Origin of the sequence: Bacillus sp. 41-22, from assembly GCF_025809295.1 — a bacterium.
GTDB lineage: Bacteria > Bacillota > Bacilli > Bacillales > Bacillaceae_G > Bacillus_A > Bacillus_A mycoides.
The window spans coordinates 2,016,563-2,033,668 of record NZ_CP084035.1 but is presented as its reverse complement, the minus strand read 5'-3'; the positions used below and the strand labels follow the sequence as shown (position 1 = coordinate 2,033,668).

At 33.8% G+C, this 17,106-nt stretch carries 20 protein-coding genes and 2 pseudogenes; 4 read left to right on the top strand and 18 right to left on the bottom strand.

Annotated elements, in window-relative coordinates:
* Nucleotides 1–184 precede the first annotated feature (184 nt).
* Together LCF45_RS10455 and LCF45_RS10450 are read left to right on the top strand one after the other, a co-directional pair.
* On the top strand, nt 185–1,171 hold the full coding sequence (locus LCF45_RS10455; protein WP_002127072.1) for a quinone oxidoreductase family protein: 987 nt from the start codon (nt 185–187) through the stop codon (nt 1,169–1,171).
* A 29-nt stretch (nt 1,172–1,200) separates the two neighbouring features.
* A complete protein-coding gene (locus LCF45_RS10450; protein WP_002135913.1) occupies nt 1,201–1,839 on the top strand; it encodes a zinc dependent phospholipase C family protein in 639 nt (212 codons plus the stop codon).
* 44 nt (nt 1,840–1,883) lie between these two features.
* Here the strand turns inward: LCF45_RS10450 and LCF45_RS10445 are convergent.
* The 5 genes and pseudogenes from LCF45_RS10445 to LCF45_RS10425 all read right to left on the bottom strand — a co-directional run.
* A pseudogene (locus LCF45_RS10445) lies at nt 1,884–1,964 on the bottom strand (VOC family protein); the annotation flags it as partial.
* A 14-nt stretch (nt 1,965–1,978) separates the two neighbouring features.
* A complete protein-coding gene (locus LCF45_RS10440; RefSeq protein ID WP_002012513.1) occupies nt 1,979–3,148 on the bottom strand; it encodes a DEAD/DEAH box helicase in 1,170 nt (389 codons plus the stop codon).
* Between the two features lie 19 nt (nt 3,149–3,167).
* Nucleotides 3,168–3,695, bottom strand: coding sequence for a hypothetical protein (locus LCF45_RS10435; protein WP_002065080.1), 528 nt, complete (start codon nt 3,693–3,695; stop codon nt 3,168–3,170).
* Nucleotides 3,696–3,785: 90 nt separating this feature from the next.
* Nucleotides 3,786–5,474: a formate--tetrahydrofolate ligase gene (locus tag LCF45_RS10430; RefSeq protein WP_002031556.1), complete on the bottom strand. Its 1,689-nt coding sequence runs from the start codon at nt 5,472–5,474 to the stop codon at nt 3,786–3,788.
* 93 nt (nt 5,475–5,567) lie between these two features.
* Nucleotides 5,568–6,248, bottom strand: a complete 681-nt coding sequence (locus LCF45_RS10425; protein ID WP_002186017.1) for a class I SAM-dependent methyltransferase — start codon at nt 6,246–6,248, stop codon at nt 5,568–5,570.
* A 357-nt stretch (nt 6,249–6,605) separates the two neighbouring features.
* On the opposite strand from LCF45_RS10425, the gene LCF45_RS10420 reads away from it, so the two are divergent.
* Nucleotides 6,606–6,944, top strand: a complete 339-nt coding sequence (locus LCF45_RS10420) for a hypothetical protein (RefSeq protein WP_001253195.1) — start codon at nt 6,606–6,608, stop codon at nt 6,942–6,944.
* Nucleotides 6,945–6,974: 30 nt separating this feature from the next.
* Here LCF45_RS10420 and LCF45_RS10415 read toward each other — a convergent pair whose 3' ends face one another.
* From LCF45_RS10415 to ytfJ, 4 genes are all read right to left on the bottom strand, one after another.
* Entirely contained in the window at nt 6,975–7,187 is a 213-nt protein-coding gene (locus LCF45_RS10415) for a hypothetical protein (protein ID WP_002012518.1), read from the bottom strand.
* Between the two features lie 69 nt (nt 7,188–7,256).
* Nucleotides 7,257–7,577 carry a hypothetical protein gene (locus LCF45_RS10410; protein WP_002165916.1) on the bottom strand — a complete coding sequence of 107 codons (321 nt, stop codon included), beginning with the start codon at nt 7,575–7,577 and terminating at the stop codon, nt 7,257–7,259.
* Nucleotides 7,578–7,628: 51 nt separating this feature from the next.
* Nucleotides 7,629–8,405 (bottom strand): hypothetical protein, encoded by a 777-nt coding sequence (locus tag LCF45_RS10405; protein WP_002085994.1) that lies wholly within the window; start codon nt 8,403–8,405, stop codon nt 7,629–7,631.
* A gap of 160 nt (nt 8,406–8,565) precedes the next feature.
* Entirely contained in the window at nt 8,566–8,991 is a 426-nt protein-coding gene (gene ytfJ / locus LCF45_RS10400; RefSeq protein WP_002127061.1) for a GerW family sporulation protein, read from the bottom strand.
* Nucleotides 8,992–9,122: 131 nt separating this feature from the next.
* Here ytfJ and LCF45_RS10395 point away from each other — a divergent pair, with 131 nt between their 5' ends.
* Nucleotides 9,123–9,908, top strand: coding sequence for a GNAT family N-acetyltransferase (locus LCF45_RS10395; RefSeq protein WP_078422405.1), 786 nt, complete (start codon nt 9,123–9,125; stop codon nt 9,906–9,908).
* Nucleotides 9,909–10,012: 104 nt separating this feature from the next.
* Here LCF45_RS10395 and LCF45_RS10390 read toward each other — a convergent pair whose 3' ends face one another.
* The 9 genes and pseudogenes from LCF45_RS10390 to LCF45_RS10350 form a co-directional block, all read right to left on the bottom strand.
* Nucleotides 10,013–10,831 carry a DUF3952 domain-containing protein gene (locus tag LCF45_RS10390; RefSeq protein ID WP_404484351.1) on the bottom strand — a complete coding sequence of 273 codons (819 nt, stop codon included), beginning with the start codon at nt 10,829–10,831 and terminating at the stop codon, nt 10,013–10,015.
* Between the two features lie 232 nt (nt 10,832–11,063).
* Entirely contained in the window at nt 11,064–11,897 is an 834-nt protein-coding gene (locus LCF45_RS10385) for a DUF3952 domain-containing protein (protein WP_263894787.1), read from the bottom strand.
* Between the two features lie 199 nt (nt 11,898–12,096).
* Nucleotides 12,097–12,891: a hypothetical protein gene (locus LCF45_RS10380; RefSeq protein ID WP_263894786.1), complete on the bottom strand. Its 795-nt coding sequence runs from the start codon at nt 12,889–12,891 to the stop codon at nt 12,097–12,099.
* A 100-nt stretch (nt 12,892–12,991) separates the two neighbouring features.
* Complete coding sequence (locus tag LCF45_RS10375) at nt 12,992–13,816, bottom strand: DUF3952 domain-containing protein (protein ID WP_263894785.1); 825 nt, start codon at nt 13,814–13,816, stop codon at nt 12,992–12,994.
* Between the two features lie 156 nt (nt 13,817–13,972).
* Nucleotides 13,973–14,810 (bottom strand): annotated as a pseudogene (locus tag LCF45_RS10370) (hypothetical protein).
* Between the two features lie 157 nt (nt 14,811–14,967).
* On the bottom strand, nt 14,968–15,213 hold the full coding sequence (locus LCF45_RS10365; RefSeq protein WP_071151205.1) for a hypothetical protein: 246 nt from the start codon (nt 15,211–15,213) through the stop codon (nt 14,968–14,970).
* 230 nt (nt 15,214–15,443) lie between these two features.
* A complete protein-coding gene (locus LCF45_RS10360) occupies nt 15,444–15,977 on the bottom strand; it encodes a hypothetical protein (protein WP_002186031.1) in 534 nt (177 codons plus the stop codon).
* Between the two features lie 116 nt (nt 15,978–16,093).
* Nucleotides 16,094–16,540, bottom strand: coding sequence for a DUF5085 family protein (locus LCF45_RS10355; protein WP_002186033.1), 447 nt, complete (start codon nt 16,538–16,540; stop codon nt 16,094–16,096).
* Nucleotides 16,537–16,998 (bottom strand): DUF5085 family protein, encoded by a 462-nt coding sequence (locus LCF45_RS10350; protein WP_002186034.1) that lies wholly within the window; start codon nt 16,996–16,998, stop codon nt 16,537–16,539. The genes LCF45_RS10355 and LCF45_RS10350 overlap by 4 nt, the downstream gene beginning before the upstream one ends.
* Between the last annotated feature and the right edge of the window lie 108 nt (nt 16,999–17,106).

Here is a 17,106-nt window from a genome sequence, read left to right as displayed (position 1 = left end):
CACTATATATTGGCAAGAAAACGATATTTCGTTCGATTTCTTTCAAAGTTTTTTCAAATAAATTAATATAATGATGCAATGACTTCATAAGCTTCACTTATAACCCTGCATAACAATTATATAATTTTCCAATTTCTAATAAAGATTTAAAATAATATATATATTCAAATTTAGGAGGATGTATATGAAAGCTATCGTTGTAACTTCGTTCGGTGGTCCTGAAGTGATGAAATATACAGATGTGGAGATGCCGGCTATTTCAGACAATCAAGTTTTAATTCGTGTTGTTGCTACTAGTGTTAATTTCGCCGATATTAAATCACGCTATGGCAAAAAAGGAAACAAAGCATTACCTTTTATTCCAGGTATAGATGTAGCTGGTATTGTAGAACACGTAGGTTCTCAAGTGAAAAATATTCATTCTGGACAACGTGTCATCGCTTTCCCTCAAAACGGATCTTACGCAGAATACGTTGTCGCAAACGAAAATCTTACTTTCGTTTTACCTGATGAAGTCGATTTTCAAGCTGCAGCTGCCTGCCCTATCGTATCTTTTACAAGCTACAATTTACTTGCAAATGTTGCAAGACTACAAAAAGATGAAACAGTTCTAATCCATGCAGCTGCTGGTGGAATTGGTACTACAGCGATTCAACTTGCAAAACTATTAGGGGCTAAAAAAGTTATCGGTACTGTTGGAAATGAAGCAAAAAGAAAAATTGCTTTAGATGCTGGCGCTGATTATGTTATTTGTCATCAAGATGAAGATTTTGTAGAGAGGATAAATCAACTTACAAACGGAGAAGGCGTTAATATTATTTTAGATTCTATTTCTGGTACTGTGTCCGAAAGAAGTTTAGAATGCCTTGCTTATTACGGTCGTCTCGTCCATTTCGGCAATGCTAGCGGAGAAGTTGGTAGTTTTCAAACGAAAGATTTACACGCAAGTTGCCGTTCTATACTCGGTTTCAGCTTTGGCACTACACGGAAAAAACGTCCTGAATTGCTTCAAGAAACTGCGAATCAAGTTTTCCGTTATTTACGCGATGGAAGTTTACAAATTAAAGCTACGAAATCTTTTCCTCTTCAAGATGCAGGGAAAGCACATGAATGGGTCGAAAGTAGACAAAGTACAGGGAAAGTAATACTCCACGTTCAGACAGCTCCCTAAAATGAATACATGAAATAGAGGTGTTATTCATGGGATCACGAATTATGCATATCATTATCGCGAGCGGTATTGCAGAGAAACTATCTATTCAAGATAAAACTTCTTTCTTACTTGGTGGTGTAGCTCCTGATGCTGTTCATTCAAAAAAAGAAAAAGGAACTTCACATTTTTACGCTGGTACAACGAAGAACTATACGAGAAGAATAGATTATGATTCATTTATTCATAAATACGAAGATCATCTGGATTCCCCTTATATTTTAGGTTATTATACCCACCTCATTGCCGATGATAATTGGCTAAGCGGCTTTTTTCTACCTTGGCTTAAAAACAGAATAGAAAACGACGAAACTATCGCACCTATGTACTATAACGATTTTAAATTATTGAACGCACAATTGTTGCATCATTACGATAAAGAACAGCAGCTCTTCGCCCTACTTAATCAAGAGGCTAACATTGTGAATATAGAGGAGATTTCTAGAAAGAATGTTTTAGCTTTTCGGCAATATATTTTTGAAGATATGCTATATCCTGAGCAACACTTGCACGAAAACTTACAAGTGTTTTCATTTGATCAAATCGTTGGTTATATTGAGACTGCAATTGAAAAAGGAACATTTTTTATAGAACAACTCGTTAATAAAAAATTGACTTCAAATATTTAATCCCCCTCATTATTTACGAGGGGGATTTTCACATAACTATATAATTATTTATTTTTTCCCATTACTGCAAAGTAATTCCCTTCACTATCAGCAAAGTTAAACAATTTACCAGTAGGCATAGTTACGTCTTTCTCATTATTTATCTAGGCTTTTTCTTACCAGTAAAAGCTGGTTTCTTTTTCTTTGGTGCTGGTGGTTTCGATTCTACAAATGTTCCTTTGAACATTTCTTGTTTCGTAAACACGATACCTAATTTTTTCGCAAATTGAAGTAATTTACGCTCTTCTTGTTCTGTTACAAGAGAAACAACTGTTCCTTCTTTGCCCATACGTCCAGTACGTCCTGAGCGGTGAATATATTGGTCTACTGTGTCTGGTAACTCTAAGTGGATTACGTGTGTTAAATCATCGATATCTAATCCACGTGCTGCAATATCAGTAGCAAGTAATATTTCTAATTTCCCGCTACGGAACGCGCGCATCGTTACTTCACGCTCTTGTTTGCTTGCCTCTGCATGAAGTGCTGCTGCTTTCATTTTACGGAACTTCAGTTTTTGAGTAATTTCATCTAAACGGAATGGATCATTTAAGAAGGCAACTGCTTTTACATTTCCCATATGCATAACTCTTCTAATATAATCATTTTTTTCACGACGCTCACAAACGATATACGTATGTTCAACTAGGCTCTGTGCCTCTGAACGTGTTACACGTACTAATTGTGGTTCAACTGTCAAATCACGTGCCGCATCTTCTGCAGCTTTTGTTATTGTCGCCGAGCAGAATACTAATTGACGATCGCGCATCGTTGATTTAATTACATCAAGTACAGCACCCATCATCTTTTGTTTTACAATTTGATCAAACTCATCAAATACAATCGTTTTCACTTCATGCATCTTTAATTTTTTCATGCGAATCAACTCTAAAATACGTCCTGGTGAACCGACAATAACTCTCGGATGTTTCTTTAATTTTTCAACTTGGCGCTTAATATCCGCACCACCAATTAAAGACGCACCTGAAATGTCCGTTCCTGCTGTAAACTTTTGAACCTCTTCATGAATTTGCATAACAAGTTCACGAGTTGGCGCTAAAATTACAACTTGAGGTTGTTTAACTTCAGGATTAATTTTATGTAAAAGTGGTAATAAGTACGCTAATGTTTTTCCTGTTCCAGTTGGAGATTCAGCAATAACGTCTTGTCCTTCTAAAATAGTTGGAATCGCTTGTTTTTGAATTTCAGTAAATTCTTTAAAACCAGCCTTTTCCCAAGCTTGTTGTAAAAATGGTTGCATATCTTTTATCATTTGTTTTTCTCCTTTATCTCTATTTTTGAAGAAAATGTTGTATTGTTCGCACCGTTTCTATCATGTGTGAAATAACAGCTATTAAATCATCAACATGGTCTTCTGTAATCGATTTTTGAAATAGAACCTCTACCTTATTATGATATGAAATCGCTTGCTTATTATATTCGTATGAAATTTTTTGCGTAATCATTCGCTCTTTTCCCCATATAGAATGCAATAAAGTTTCAATTTCTTCGCATCCTATCTCTGGTTGCTCCATTTCGAACGAGAATTCCAGCTTCATTTCACAACCTGGTATAAACTGAGGTACTTCTAATATTTCACCTGATAAATTCTTTGCATCAACAGATAGTGAAAATGTCGCCTCTACCATCGTTTTAAATGTTTCTGTTAGTTGAAATGAAATACTATACATACGACTTAATGAAGCAAGGTCCATCACATCTTTTCGATCCGTTACGAGAATATCACCGTGTAAATCGAAATCATAGACAGCTCCTTCCACAATTACCTTTAAATTTTCAAAAGCAGTTGGATCAAACATAATTTCCTCCAAAAAACAGGCGCCTTTCGATGGAAAGGCGCCACTTGATGTATATATAGTTTACAGATAAACGAGATGAATTACAACCTTTTAGAATAAACCTACTGCTTTTCCATCTTCATTTACATCCATTTGTAGTGCTGCTGGTTGTTTAGGAAGGCCTGGCATTGTTAACATTGTTCCTGTTAACGCAACGATAAACCCTGCACCGATAGATGGTTTTAATTCACGAATTGTAACGATAAAGTCAGATGGGCGACCTAATTTTGTTGCATCATCTGAAAGAGAGTATTGTGTTTTCGCCATACAAATCGGTAGGTTACTCCAACCTTCTCCCTCATATTGAGCTAATTGCTTACGTGCTTTCGGAGCAAATTCAATATCTTTTGCGCCGTAAACTTTTTGAGCAATTGTACGAATTTTTTCTTCTAATGGTAATTCTAATTCATAAAGTGGTGCGTAGTTGTTTTCACCTTTTTCAATTTCTTTTAACACTTTCTCAGCAAGGTCAACTCCGCCTTGGCCACCTTTCTCCCAAACTTCTGTTAAGGATACTGCATAGCCACGCTCATTGCACCATTCTTGTAAGTATGCAACTTCTGCATCTGTATCAGTAATGAATTTGTTAATGGCAATTACGAAAGGAACACCGAAGCTTTGAATTGTTTCAACATGCTTCTGTAAGTTCTCCATACCTTTTGCTAACGCATCTACATTTTCTTCTTTTAATTGATCTCTCGCCACACCACCGTGCATTTTAAGCGCACGAATAGTCGCAACAATAACTACCGCTTCTGGTTTAATACCAGCTGCACGTGCTTTAATATCTAAAAACTTCTCGGCACCTAAATCTGCACCGAATCCAGCTTCTGTAATAACATAATCACCTAATTTTGCTGCCATTGTCGTAGCGATAACACTGTTACAACCGTGAGCGATATTCGCAAATGGTCCGCCATGAATGATAGCTGGTGTATTTTCTAATGTTTGTACTAAGTTCGGTTTTAATGCATCTTTTAATAGAAGTGTTAACGCTCCTTCTACTCCTAAATCTTTAACTGTTACAGGTTGATTTGAAAAATTATAAGCGACAACAATGCGAGATAGACGTGATTTTAAATCTTGAATATCTGTTGCAAGGCAGAATACGGCCATAATTTCAGATGCTACTGTAATATCAAAACCGTCTTCACGTGGTACACCTTGAACCGGTCCACCAAGGCCAATTACTACGTTACGAAGGGCACGATCATTTAAGTCAACACAGCGTTTCCAAACGATTTTACGCGTATCAATTCCAAGTGTGTTTCCTTGTTGGATATGATTATCAATAAACGCCGCTAATGCGTTATTGGCAGTTGTAATCGCATGAATATCTCCAGTAAAGTGAAGGTTAATGTCTTCCATTGGTACTACTTGAGAATAACCGCCACCTGCTGCTCCGCCTTTTAATCCCATTGTTGGTCCAAGAGATGGTTCGCGAAGTGCAATTACTGTTTTCTTACCAATTTTATTAAAAGCTTGGCCTAAACCAACTGTTACTGTTGATTTACCTTCTCCTGCTGGAGTTGGGTTAATCGCTGTTACTAAAACAACTTTACCGTCTTTCTCATCTTGTAAACGCTTAAAAATATCAAGAGATAACTTGCCTTTATAATGTCCGTATGGCTCTAGTTCTTCTTCTAAAATATTTAAATTAGCTGCAATTTCTTGAATCTTCTTCATACTTGCTTCTTGTGCGATTTCAATATCAGATTTAACTGTTGTAGTAGTTGTCATATACCCTAGTCCCCCTTTAATTGATTCTGATGATATTGTATCAGTTTTTTGTATTTTCTGCACTTATTTACCTCCTAAAACCCTTCAATTTTGTTATACGTTTTTTAACATAAATACCCATAAAAATGTTAACGCTTGTTGTAACTCTGTAGGTAGCTGACCTAACATCTTCTCATTTACTCCGCGCTTATATACGCCGGTACCATCTACAACTTCAAATCCTTGTTCTTTTGCTAACTGTTCAAATTCCCAAGGCATCATCGTATTGCAAACAACGTCTTTGCCATATAGGCGCGGATAACTGTTCTCTCTCGGTTTTGCTGTCGGTCCTAAAATTGCAATACATGCGTATCCATCTTTCTTTAAAACACGCTTTATTTCATTTAATGCTCGCAACGGCTCCTCGGTCCATTCTAAAGAATTAATTGCCATAATTGCTTCAAATTTCTCATTTTCAAATGGTAATGAAGAAAGATCACCTTTTATAAAAGATAAGTTTGGGTCTTCTCCGCGCTCCTTACCCTTTTGAATCATAACTTCCGATAAGTCCACCCCAACCGCTTTGTAGCCAGTAAGACTTAATTTATATGTACCATACCCATCACCACAGCCAACATCTAACACTTGTACTTCCTTTTCCACGTACTGCTCAAAAAATGGAATGATTGTACTCCTGCTCCCGCTATCCCACATTTCTTGACTATTTTGATTCCAAAACTCTGCATCGTTATCCCATTTTTTCTCTGCCGATTCATGCCAATTAAACTTCGCCATACATTCCCCTACCTTCACGTATTATCATTCATTTCATTCTACATCATGTTCCAAAATCCCTGTTTATCTTCATAAGGAGATAAAGTGAAACTTTAATCAGTGGGGTGTTTGTTCGCCCCCACTGATTATTATTTGAACCAATCGGGCTTTTACTGGCAGCCCGACTCCCATCTAACTTCTTTGCTCCAGCCGAATTTTGAGGTGGGGGTCTTACTGCACGGCAAATAGCGGGATAAACAGGATAACAACGGAATCTATTTTCTCCAATTTTTGCTTTACTTGGGTTTAACTCATACTCATGTTCTGCTCCTTATGAAAGATACTATAGATACACCCAATTGAAAGAGAGGGATGTACATGCGAAGAAAGAGAAATCATCATTTTAAAAGTGGTGAAAAAAACGAAGAGTATGCAGCTGAAATATCTCCGGCTGGTATTCCGATTAGACATGAGCGCAAAGAAATTGCAAATGAAATAGAAGGTACAAATACCGGTGCAATGATTGGCTATGTCGCATTATTTCTTTCGTTATTCTCCATTGCTTTTTATCCTGTTACACTCGGCTCCCTTGCTATTTTAGTTGGCTTATTAGCTGTCAATTTTGGAGCGAGAACACTTGGATATACCGCAATTGGTTTTGGTAGTTTTTCTGTTTTATTTACTTTACTCTATCCGCTTGCTTTGTCAGCGTTTTAAAAAAAACACACCAAGTTATACTTGGTGTGTTCATTCATGATACAACATGATATGACCGCATCCACAACAATGCTTCGCTGTAATTTCTTGAAAAACTGGATAATTTTCTTCATCTCTATGCTCAATAAACACCTTTTCAAATCGGTACATGTTTGGCGCATATGCCCAATCTTGTTTCGTACGTGCATATAATGTTGAAGAAAAAAACTCCTCACCACCACAAACGATACATCCCTTCTTCATCCATACCCCTCCTATGCTTGTCTTACTTCATCTATATGAACATAAACATAAAAAAAAGACCTTCTATTACTAGAAAGTCTTCTCTGAAACAAAAAGAAATGTACCGAATATACCTACTCCGCTATATTCTTTCATAACACCAGCTTCTGTTTTATACGTTTGCTTTACAGTCATAAAGAAAACACCATTTCGTGCATCAATACTTTCAAACTGTAATTTCTCTTTTTTTTCATCTACATTTTGCGTGCATTCAAAGCTACTCTCGTCACATTTCAATGCATACTTATCCTCTAAATACAATTTAAAATCTGATTCTTTCGGACAAGTTATAAGTAATATTGCCACGAGAATAATACTTACAATACCCACAATTGTATAATATTTCTTCATTTGTTCTCCTTTCAAAAGACAAGAAAACTTGACTTCATGCGCCAAGTTTTCTTAGTCTACAACCCATTGCCACTCTTGTTCTTTCTTATCAAAAATGAGCCAACCCGTTTCTGTTGCTTCCGCTTTCAATTCATCGATATTATCTAGTACCTCATCCGTACTTTCGAATGATCCTACTACATATACCGGAATTTCAAGACCTCTTCTCGACTCAATTTTCCCCGCTAAATCAATGTATAACCCATCTTCCATTAACGGCATAAGCCCAAGGATAACTTCCTTTGAAATTGCTGGGAAAATTTTTGATTTTTGGAAGAAAGTAAAACGTTTCTTTCCAAACGAACCGAGTTTATATGGAATCACTTTACTCAGCATTCCTACAAAATCACCGATTCTACGGTAATACACTTTGTTGTACCAACCGTCATCATGTGAAAAATAAACGAATCTATTCTTCAACAATGGGAAGAACGTTCTTCCAAGTGGTTCTTTTTTGTGAGCCAAATATAATAATTCTGCAATTTCTTTTGGCTCTAACTCATCTAAATCGCTTGCATCATCGAAATCTACCCAACAAAATTCATCAAATTCATCAATCTCTGCTTGAATGAGTTTATGTATGTTTTCTTCCTCAACATATTCAAATAAAGTATGATAATGAAAATCTGTCCACTCAAAATTATGCTTTAAAAGCAATACTTGATGAAGCGGTGAAGGGATGTTACTTGCAAACTCTTTAAACGTAATTCCAGATGTAATAAAACAATGACCCCGACGATTACCATTAATATATATCATATTGTTTACTTGGTCAGATCCTCCAGACAAAGCACCTAGCCACCTTCGTTTTATATGTTTCAATTCTATAGCATATTTTAACATGAAAAATTTTAGAAACATAGAAAAAACTTCAAAAACTATTTACAATTTCATGTGTTTTATTACATACTGATTACAAGAAAAAACGCCTGCTTATGAGCAGGCGTTTTTAAAGGATTTCATCTGGGTTTTGAGGGTGATGATTTCCCTCTTTCTTTTCATCTGTTTGGAACATCGATTGAATTTTATCAATTGTTTGTGGAGCTAATTCAATTATTTTTTCTGCTAAATGTGTCGCATTTTGTAAATGAAGAATATTTACCCCGTCTTTATTCACGACTAGAAATGCTACTGGTGTAATAGAAACACCACCCGCGCTACCGCCACCAAATGCAGGGTTACCGTTCGCTCTTTGTCCATCATTCGTTTGGAAATCAGAACCTCCTGCTCCAAAACCGAACGCTACTTTAGAAACCGTTAACACTACACCACCGTCAGCCGTTTGAACAGGCTCTCCAACAATCGTATTTACATCGACCATTTCTTTTAAATTTTCCATTGCTGCTTTCATTAATCCTTGAATTGGATGATCCACCGTTCATAACCTCCTTTGTCATATCTTTCCTAGTTTTTCCGAAAGTTGGTGAACTAAACATAAAATTTTATATTGATTTCAAAAAACTTAAGTTGTAATATTTAGAAAAATAAAAAAGAGGTCGATTTTTTATGATGAGAAAATTAACAAAGAAAGATCATGAACAAGTATTCGGTTACCTAAAAGAAGAAGCAGCCCTTAACTTGTTTATTATTGGGGATTTAGAAGCTTTCGGTTATGAAACAGACTTTCAAGAATTATGGGGCGTATATAAAGAGAATGGAACATTAAAATCCATTTTACTTCGCTTTCACGATACATTTATACCGTATAGTAAAGAAGAGTTTATGGTTACTGACTATGAGGCACTTCTTTCCGCATATAAGCCGCTTAAACTCTCTGGCAAGTCAACTATTGTAGAAAGATTTGAAACTGCTCCAAGTGTACAACTAGGCGCCAAAAATGAAATGTATTTTTGCGAATGTCTAAATGACAGCAACTTACCTAGCACACCAATTCATGAAACAATTAAACTTGCCTCACTCGATGATATAGAACGAATTATGAAATTACGAAGTGACATCGCTGAGTTCCCGACTGCTCATGAATCTGAAAAAATGTTAAGGCAAGCTATCGAAACAAATACAGGACGTACATATTATATTGAAAAAGACGGTGCAATCATCGCATCCGCCTCAACTTCCGCTGAAAATTCATTATCCACTATGGTAGTTGGTGTATGTACACACCCGAATTATCGCGGAAACGGATATGCTTCACTCATATTACAGAAAATGATTCAGGACTTTACGAAAGAAGGCCGAACACTTTGCCTATTTTATAACAATCCAACTGCTGGACGAATTTATAAACGACTAGGGTTTAAAGATATTGGAATGTGGACGATGTATCGATAAGCTTTTTCTCAACAAAATTAAAAGGAGTCGCACCGTTTTATATTAACTAAACGAGTGCGACTTCTTTTTGCTAAGTTGATGCTTTCTTTTGTACCTATATCTCATCATTTCTTCTTATTCCCTATGCTACTAAATTCTTTTTTGTACTCTTTATATTTATCTTTGGCAGTTTCAGTGTTATCTTTTTTACTACTAAAATACACATATATTTGCTGACTATGTGTTAACATTTTACCTTCATCATTTTTCTTCTCATAGTCAATTGAAATTGTTAATTCTGTTATTTGCATTGGGTGTTTTTCATTATCTATTGAATCATTAAAGTTAAGTACAATTGATGTATTTCCAAATTTATCATATTGCAATTTTAATTTATCATTAATTATTTCTTGAAATTGTGCTTCTGTTAAAGTGAATCCAACTGAATTTGGTTCATTTAATTTTTTTCTATTACCACCTGTTTTCAGTTGTAATTTCCCTACACCGTGTAATCTATTAAATATCAATTTCACAGGAGAAACATCCAAATTTGAAGCCGAACCTTGAACTTTTCCGTTTTGATACATAAAGTTTGTATTATATTTTTCTTCCTCTTTATAATTAATATCCTTATGTCTATCCTTTTCATCTATTGTTTTACTTGTTATTCTTTGAGACGTTTTTCCATATAACAATTTTTCTTTCAAATTATATATACCTTCAGTAGTTTGATATAACGTATTATAATGGTTTTCATCACCACTTGTTTCTATAGTAAAATCAACAATCCGCTCTTTCACATAAGCATACCCATCATCACTAGCAGACATAACGTTTCCCATGTCACCTTCATCCAATGCCTTAACAAATGACTCATACTCTATCTTTTTTTCAAAAAAGCTACATGCTTGTAGTAGGCTGATTGCTACTATTATAGTAATCATTTTAGAAGCCCTTTTTTTGTTCATTTCATCATCACACTACTCTCTCTCTATTCAATCAGATAAGCTTTATCTTACTTAGTTGAAGAAGAATCATTTTTTCACTTCTATATTCATTGCAACTATTTTTCAATATACTTATTCCACTATATTTTATACTTAGCAACGAATTACTCTTTAATAATGAATAAGGTTCCACCATGACTTTATCCCTTCAATTCACACACTCACTTAATCACTTATCATTTTTATATTGTTTTTCATAATTCACATAATCTTTTTTAGCTTCCTGATCATTATCCTTTTTATCACTAAAATTCACAGATATTTGCTGAGTATGTGTTAATAATTTCCCCTCACTATTTTTCTTTTCATATACAATTAAAATTGTTAATTGTATTATTTGCATTGGATGCTGTTTCGTATCTTTAGAATCGTTAAAATTAAATGCAATTGATGCTTTTTCAAAACTATCATATTGTAAATTCAATTTATCGTTAATTATTTCTTGAAATTGTGATTCCGTTAACATAAAACCAACTGTATTTGGTTCATTAACTTTCCTTTTATCTCCCTCTACTTTCAGTTGTAAATTCCCAACACCTTGCAATCTATTAAAAATTAGTTTTACATGTGAAACATCCAAGCTCGAATCAGAACCGTAAGCCTTTCTATCTTTATACATGAACCTAGTGCTATATTTTTCTTCTTCTTTATATTTATTATCCTTATGTCTATCTTTTATGTTCGTAATATCACTTGTTATTTTTTGATTGGTTTCTCCATATAATAAATTTTCTTTCAAATTAAATATACCTTCAGAAGTTTGATATAGCGTATTATGAATTCTGTCATCACCATTTTTTTCTGTGGTAAAGTCAATAACCCGTTCTTTCACATACGCATATCCATCATCACTCGCAGACATAACCGTCTTCATATCACCTTCATCCAATGCCTTTACTAATCTCTCATACTCTATCTTCGTCTCCCCAAAACCACATCCACTTAATAAACTTGATACTATTGACAGAACTATCATCATCTTAGCTTTCTTCTTTAACTTCATACTGACACCCCGTTGATTTCTCTAGGCATTTTTAAGTTCATTATGTTCTTTTTTGGAAAGTAATACATTTCACCTTTACTTACTGGTATTTTTTCACTTATATGAATTATATTAAAGATACTTTAATTTTTAATACCATCGATATATATACAATCCTTAATTGTTTATATAATCTGTTCGAATTTTCAGAAATCAAAACTTATTTTATTTCTTTCGCTTTCTTTTCCTCTCTCTCTTTATAACGCTTTAAGAATTCCTGGCGTTCCCTTTCATGTTCCTCCCACGAAATATAAAATGATGGAAATTTAAATCTACAATAGGCTAATAATTGGAACTCTGCTGCACCTATGGCTACCGCGTACATGATGAACGTAAATATAAAGTAACCAAACATTATGCTCAATGAGTAATTATTTTGTATATAAATTAAAACAAGAAGAATTAGTACATAAATTGCCACACCAAACATTACATTTTTCTTTACCTTATTAAAAAATGAAGTAAATCTTTCTCCCATACTAAATGCACCTTTACTTGCTTGTTTAAAAGTATCAACTGTTGTTACACCATGAACAAGTATTGCTCCTAATACTAGTAAACCTACATAAATAAGCGTAGTAAAATTAATAGAATAATTACTCATCCCTGGAAGAACAAATGCCGTAAGACCTATAGTACCTAACTGAAACGCATATAATAATATCACCAATGTCTGGAGCTTTTGAAATTTAAAACGTACCTTAGGGATCAGATATATAATAAAAAAGATTACTTGTAGGCTATGTAACAACAATTCCATTCTGACTATTACTGTGTCAAAAAGAGTCGGATAGTAATCCCAGCCAAATCTAATTAATGCTCCAAAAATAAAAAGCATCAATAACGAACTATAAAGCATTCCACCAAACATAAACAACATAGCTCCTTCAGGGCTTAAACGATGTCTACATGTTATTTTAAATTCATCTAAATCTTCTTCTTTTATGTTCCACATTTGTTAACTCCACCTTTCCCCGAACTATAGTATATTACCAAAATAAAGATGCAATTTTCTTAGTCACTAATTTCACACCTTTTTATTTTCATCGCCACTCTTAACCATCTCTTTTGTTGTACTGCGCCTTATATTTTAAATATTCCTGTCTCGCATCTTGGTTATTATCCTGTTTTCTATTAAAATACGTTATTATTTGGAACATATTTTCTACTAATTTTCCATCCTCATTCTTTTCTTTAAAGTCTATATCTATCCTCATTTGCAAAATTTGTTTTGGATTTTTTGGGGCATCCAGGTGCAATACGATTGTTGCTCCATCAAATTCATCGTATTGTATCTTTAATTTATTATTAATAATATTTTTAAATTCAGATTCAGTTAGTCGATATCCCACTGAATTAGGCTGATCAAACTTTTTTATATCATCCTCGGGCTTCATCTTTAGTTTCCCTATCCCATTTAAACGGTCTACAATTAAGTTCACGTATGAAACATCTAGATTTGAATCCGGACTTTTCACCTGTCCATTTTCATACTTAACATGAGTACTATAAATAGTTTCTTTTTTATAATTTTCATTTGTCCTTTTTCCCTTGTCTTTTTCTATATCAGTCGCAACTGTTTGTATCGCCTCTCCATATAAACTTTTATCTTTTGTATTATATACACCTTCCGTAGTTTGACGAATTGTTTTACTGTGCTCTCCATCTTCTTTTTGCTCAAACGTACTATAAATACCTCTTTGGGTCACATAAGCATACCCATCATCACTCGCAGACATTACCGTACTCATGTCCTCATCTTCTAATGCCTTAACAAATCTCTCATACTCTATCTTTGTCTCCCCAAAACTACATCCACTTAATATACTTGCTACTACTGACAGAACTATCATCATCTTAGCTTTCTTCTTTAAGTTCATACTGACACCCCGTTGATTTCTCTAGGCATTTTTAGGTTCATTACATTCCCATTTTGATAGTAATACAGTTCACCTTTACTTACCGGTATTTATTTACTCATACAGATTATATTGAAGATACTTTAATTTTTATTAGCATCGATTTATATACAATCCTTAATTGCTTATATATTCTATTCGAATTTTCAAAATCCAAAACTTATTTAATTGCTTTGGCTTGCTTTTTTCCCTCTCTTCATAAAGCTTTACTCTTTTCTGACGTTCTCTTTCATGTTCCTCCCACGTAATATTAAATGATGGAAATTTAAAGCGACAATACATCAATAGGACGAATTCTGCTGAACCAACGGCTACTGTATACAGTAAAACAGTACCTATTACATATCCAATCAAAGTATCAATCGCATAATCATTATGAAAATAAATCAAAATAAGTAGAATTAATACGTATATTAAAGCCCCTTTCATCATAGTTTCTTTTGTTTTACTAAAAAAGGAAGCGGATCCTTTCATTCATACTAAATGCACCTTCACTTGCCTGTTTAAACGTATCAATCGTTGTCACAATATGAACAATCACTGCTCCTATAAATAAGAAGCCTACATATACTAATGTAATTCCGTCGATTGTATAATCAGACATTCCAGGAAGAATTAACGCCGTGAATAATATCGTACCTAATTGAAATGCATATAATAACACGACAATCGTTTGAAACTTTTGAAATTTAAATCGAGCTTTTGGAAATGAATATAGAATTAAAAAAATTATTTGCAAGCTATATAGCACAAGTTCAATTTTAACAATTGTTTTTTCGAATAAAGTAGTATAGTAGCCCCAACCAAACGTTACTAAAGTACCAATAAGAAAAAACATCATAACTGAAACGTACACTATTGTTCCTATCATAAAACCTAAAGCACCCTCAGGGCTTAATCGACGTTTACATGTCACCCTAAATTGATCTAAATCTTCTTCTTTTATTTTCCACATTCATTTAAATCATGTAGATTAAATATAAAAACCTTCTCATTTTAACGAAAAGAGAAGGTTTTCTTGCTGTTATACATTCATGCCATATTCAAAACTTTCCCTCTTCAAATAACGTATTATAGTTGTTAATCTTTGGCATTTTATTTTCGCTATTAATTTAGGCATTTTTACTTTTCTTAAAAAATACCAAATATGCAAATAATGACGAGATTAAGAGGAATACACCCGCCCCTATCCCCTCATATATTTTAAAATAAACAGCAGCAATTATCACAAATATTGACATTATTATTATTAGAATCATTGTATATTTCATTATAAATTCTAACGCTTTATAGATAGATACTATTGTCTTTTCAAAAAAACTTTTCTCTGTTTCCGAAACATTCCGATCCTTATTCAAAATAACACCTTCCCCTCTTTACAAATTGACTTTCGAATAAATTTTCCCTTTCAAAATAAGAACAAAGCGAACCGCAGAACGTAACTACTACCCATACAGATTGATCCAACTGAAAAATCTCATGTCGAACTATTCAATCAATTACATATAGATTTTAGAATAAAAAACCTCCTCATTCTAACGAGAAGAGAAGGTTTTATTTATGTCACATCCCCATATACTATACAAAACTATCTCTTTTGCAACGCTTCATTATGTTCCTTTATCTTATCGCTCAATGCTTTAAACTCTAACATCCACTCTGATATTTTTTCAATTTCCTGATCAGTGGATTTTTTCCTATATATAAAACCAATCACTTTAATATCGGAAAACGTTGAATCTCTTACCTCTTCATCTACTGATTCAAATTGAATAATTGCTTTCGTCGTGTTTGATACTTCGACAAGAATCTCATATACGTCAAAGTAAAAAATCATGCGAAATAAACTTACATTACTTACGGATAAAACTTTTGAAATTTCTCTCAAAAGTTTAGGGTATCGGGAATCTTCCATTCCTTCTTTCACAGATCCAGAACGTAAAGTATCATTAATCATTTCAACAGTACTTTCAGCAGATATTATTTCATCAAGCATTTCACCAGTTATTATACATTCAGATGCTGAAGCTTTACTCAATATTTTTTGTTTAACTATCTCGGCATTTCTCTCTTTACAATCTTGCTGAAAGTACACTTTTCTTTCTCTAGAAAATAAACCCATACATCCCCCTCACTTTTCAAAGCAAAAATAACACTCGGATTTTATAGAATAAAACCATCCACATATTATTATTTCTATGAAACTTTCTTTTCCCTATAGATCACAAGCTTAAAATATTATTCTTCATTAAATACAGCAATCTTCACTTCAACATACTGTAAAGACTCATCACCGCTAAACACATGATAAATTGGCGAGGCTAAATTCAGATTATTATCCTCCATATACTGAAGCATTTCACCATATACTTGCTCTGTTAATTTTTCATAATCTCCCGTATATCGTTTCATGAGCATCTCATCAACATAATAATAGCTCCTAAATTGAAGTGTTTCTGATGCTGGAATTTTATCTTCATTTACCGGCATAAATAATTCAACGTACATATTTTCATCAGATGGTATATTTTTCAAAGCATAAAACATCGGACCTTTTATTGTTAAATTCGCTGTTGCAATTTCTGACATAAAATGTTCAATTGCTTCTTCCATATCTTCGTAATGAAAATAGTACTCTTTCGAAACAACATTTGTATATGCAATACTTTGTCCTTCAATTATCATTTTATTGTTTCACCTACTTCTATAATAGGAGCATAAATATCTAGCCACATGTCACCGTATACGTCTAAACATACGTGATAAAAACCATTATCTAACTTGATATGATGCTGTTCTGCAAACTCATGTATTAAATTATAAGCATCCTCAATATCACCATCTTCATCAGTAAATCGAACACTTAATGCCTCTTCAATAATTAATCCATCAACGTATTCATATGCAGAATTCTCCCCTAATTTAACACGTTCATTTACTGGAACAGAATACGTATATTCGCCGTACTCTGGTTCATTGTCCAATGGCTGATATTTAAAAAGAACAGGACCTACAGCATATATTCCATTATGAACAACTTGATTTCTCAGTGCGATAGCAGGTAATAACCAATCTTCTTTTTTTACAATTTGAGTAATACTAATTAAATTTAACAGTGATAACGCTTTATATTGAATTTTCATAATACTTACCCCTTTTACTATTCTTTCTCTTGGCTATATTTTTTATGTTTCTTCAAATGTCACTTACGCTCTCCTTCACATACCTTCCACATTATGGTAAGTGACGAA

Bases quoted from the DNA above. Each gene is read 5' to 3' on its own strand.
- LCF45_RS10385 (WP_263894787.1), bottom strand. From the start codon at position 11,897: ATGAAGTTAAAGAAGAAAGCTAAGATGATGATAGTTCTGTCAATAGTA.
- LCF45_RS10440 (WP_002012513.1), bottom strand. From the start codon at position 3,148: ATGATAAAAGATATGCAACCATTTTTACAACAAGCTTGGGAAAAGGCT.
- LCF45_RS10410 (WP_002165916.1), bottom strand. From the start codon at position 7,577: ATGAAGAAATATTATACAATTGTGGGTATTGTAAGTATTATTCTCGTG.
- LCF45_RS10430 (WP_002031556.1), bottom strand. From the start codon at position 5,474: ATGACAACTACTACAACAGTTAAATCTGATATTGAAATCGCACAAGAA.
- LCF45_RS10355 (WP_002186033.1), bottom strand. From the start codon at position 16,540: ATGATAATTGAAGGACAAAGTATTGCATATACAAATGTTGTTTCGAAA.
- LCF45_RS10435 (WP_002065080.1), bottom strand. From the start codon at position 3,695: ATGTTTGATCCAACTGCTTTTGAAAATTTAAAGGTAATTGTGGAAGGA.
- LCF45_RS10380 (WP_263894786.1), bottom strand. From the start codon at position 12,891: ATGTGGAACATAAAAGAAGAAGATTTAGATGAATTTAAAATAACATGT.
- LCF45_RS10415 (WP_002012518.1), bottom strand. From the start codon at position 7,187: ATGAAGAAGGGATGTATCGTTTGTGGTGGTGAGGAGTTTTTTTCTTCA.
- LCF45_RS10375 (WP_263894785.1), bottom strand. From the start codon at position 13,816: ATGAACTTAAAGAAGAAAGCTAAGATGATGATAGTTCTGTCAGTAGTA.
- LCF45_RS10425 (WP_002186017.1), bottom strand. From the start codon at position 6,248: ATGGCGAAGTTTAATTGGCATGAATCGGCAGAGAAAAAATGGGATAAC.
- LCF45_RS10420 (WP_001253195.1), top strand. From the start codon at position 6,606: ATGCGAAGAAAGAGAAATCATCATTTTAAAAGTGGTGAAAAAAACGAA.
- LCF45_RS10350 (WP_002186034.1), bottom strand. From the start codon at position 16,998: ATGAAAATTCAATATAAAGCGTTATCACTGTTAAATTTAATTAGTATT.
- LCF45_RS10450 (WP_002135913.1), top strand. From the start codon at position 1,201: ATGGGATCACGAATTATGCATATCATTATCGCGAGCGGTATTGCAGAG.
- LCF45_RS10360 (WP_002186031.1), bottom strand. From the start codon at position 15,977: ATGGGTTTATTTTCTAGAGAAAGAAAAGTGTACTTTCAGCAAGATTGT.
- LCF45_RS10455 (WP_002127072.1), top strand. From the start codon at position 185: ATGAAAGCTATCGTTGTAACTTCGTTCGGTGGTCCTGAAGTGATGAAA.
- LCF45_RS10390 (WP_404484351.1), bottom strand. From the start codon at position 10,831: ATGATTACTATAATAGTAGCAATCAGCCTACTACAAGCATGTAGCTTT.
- LCF45_RS10395 (WP_078422405.1), top strand. From the start codon at position 9,123: ATGATGAGAAAATTAACAAAGAAAGATCATGAACAAGTATTCGGTTAC.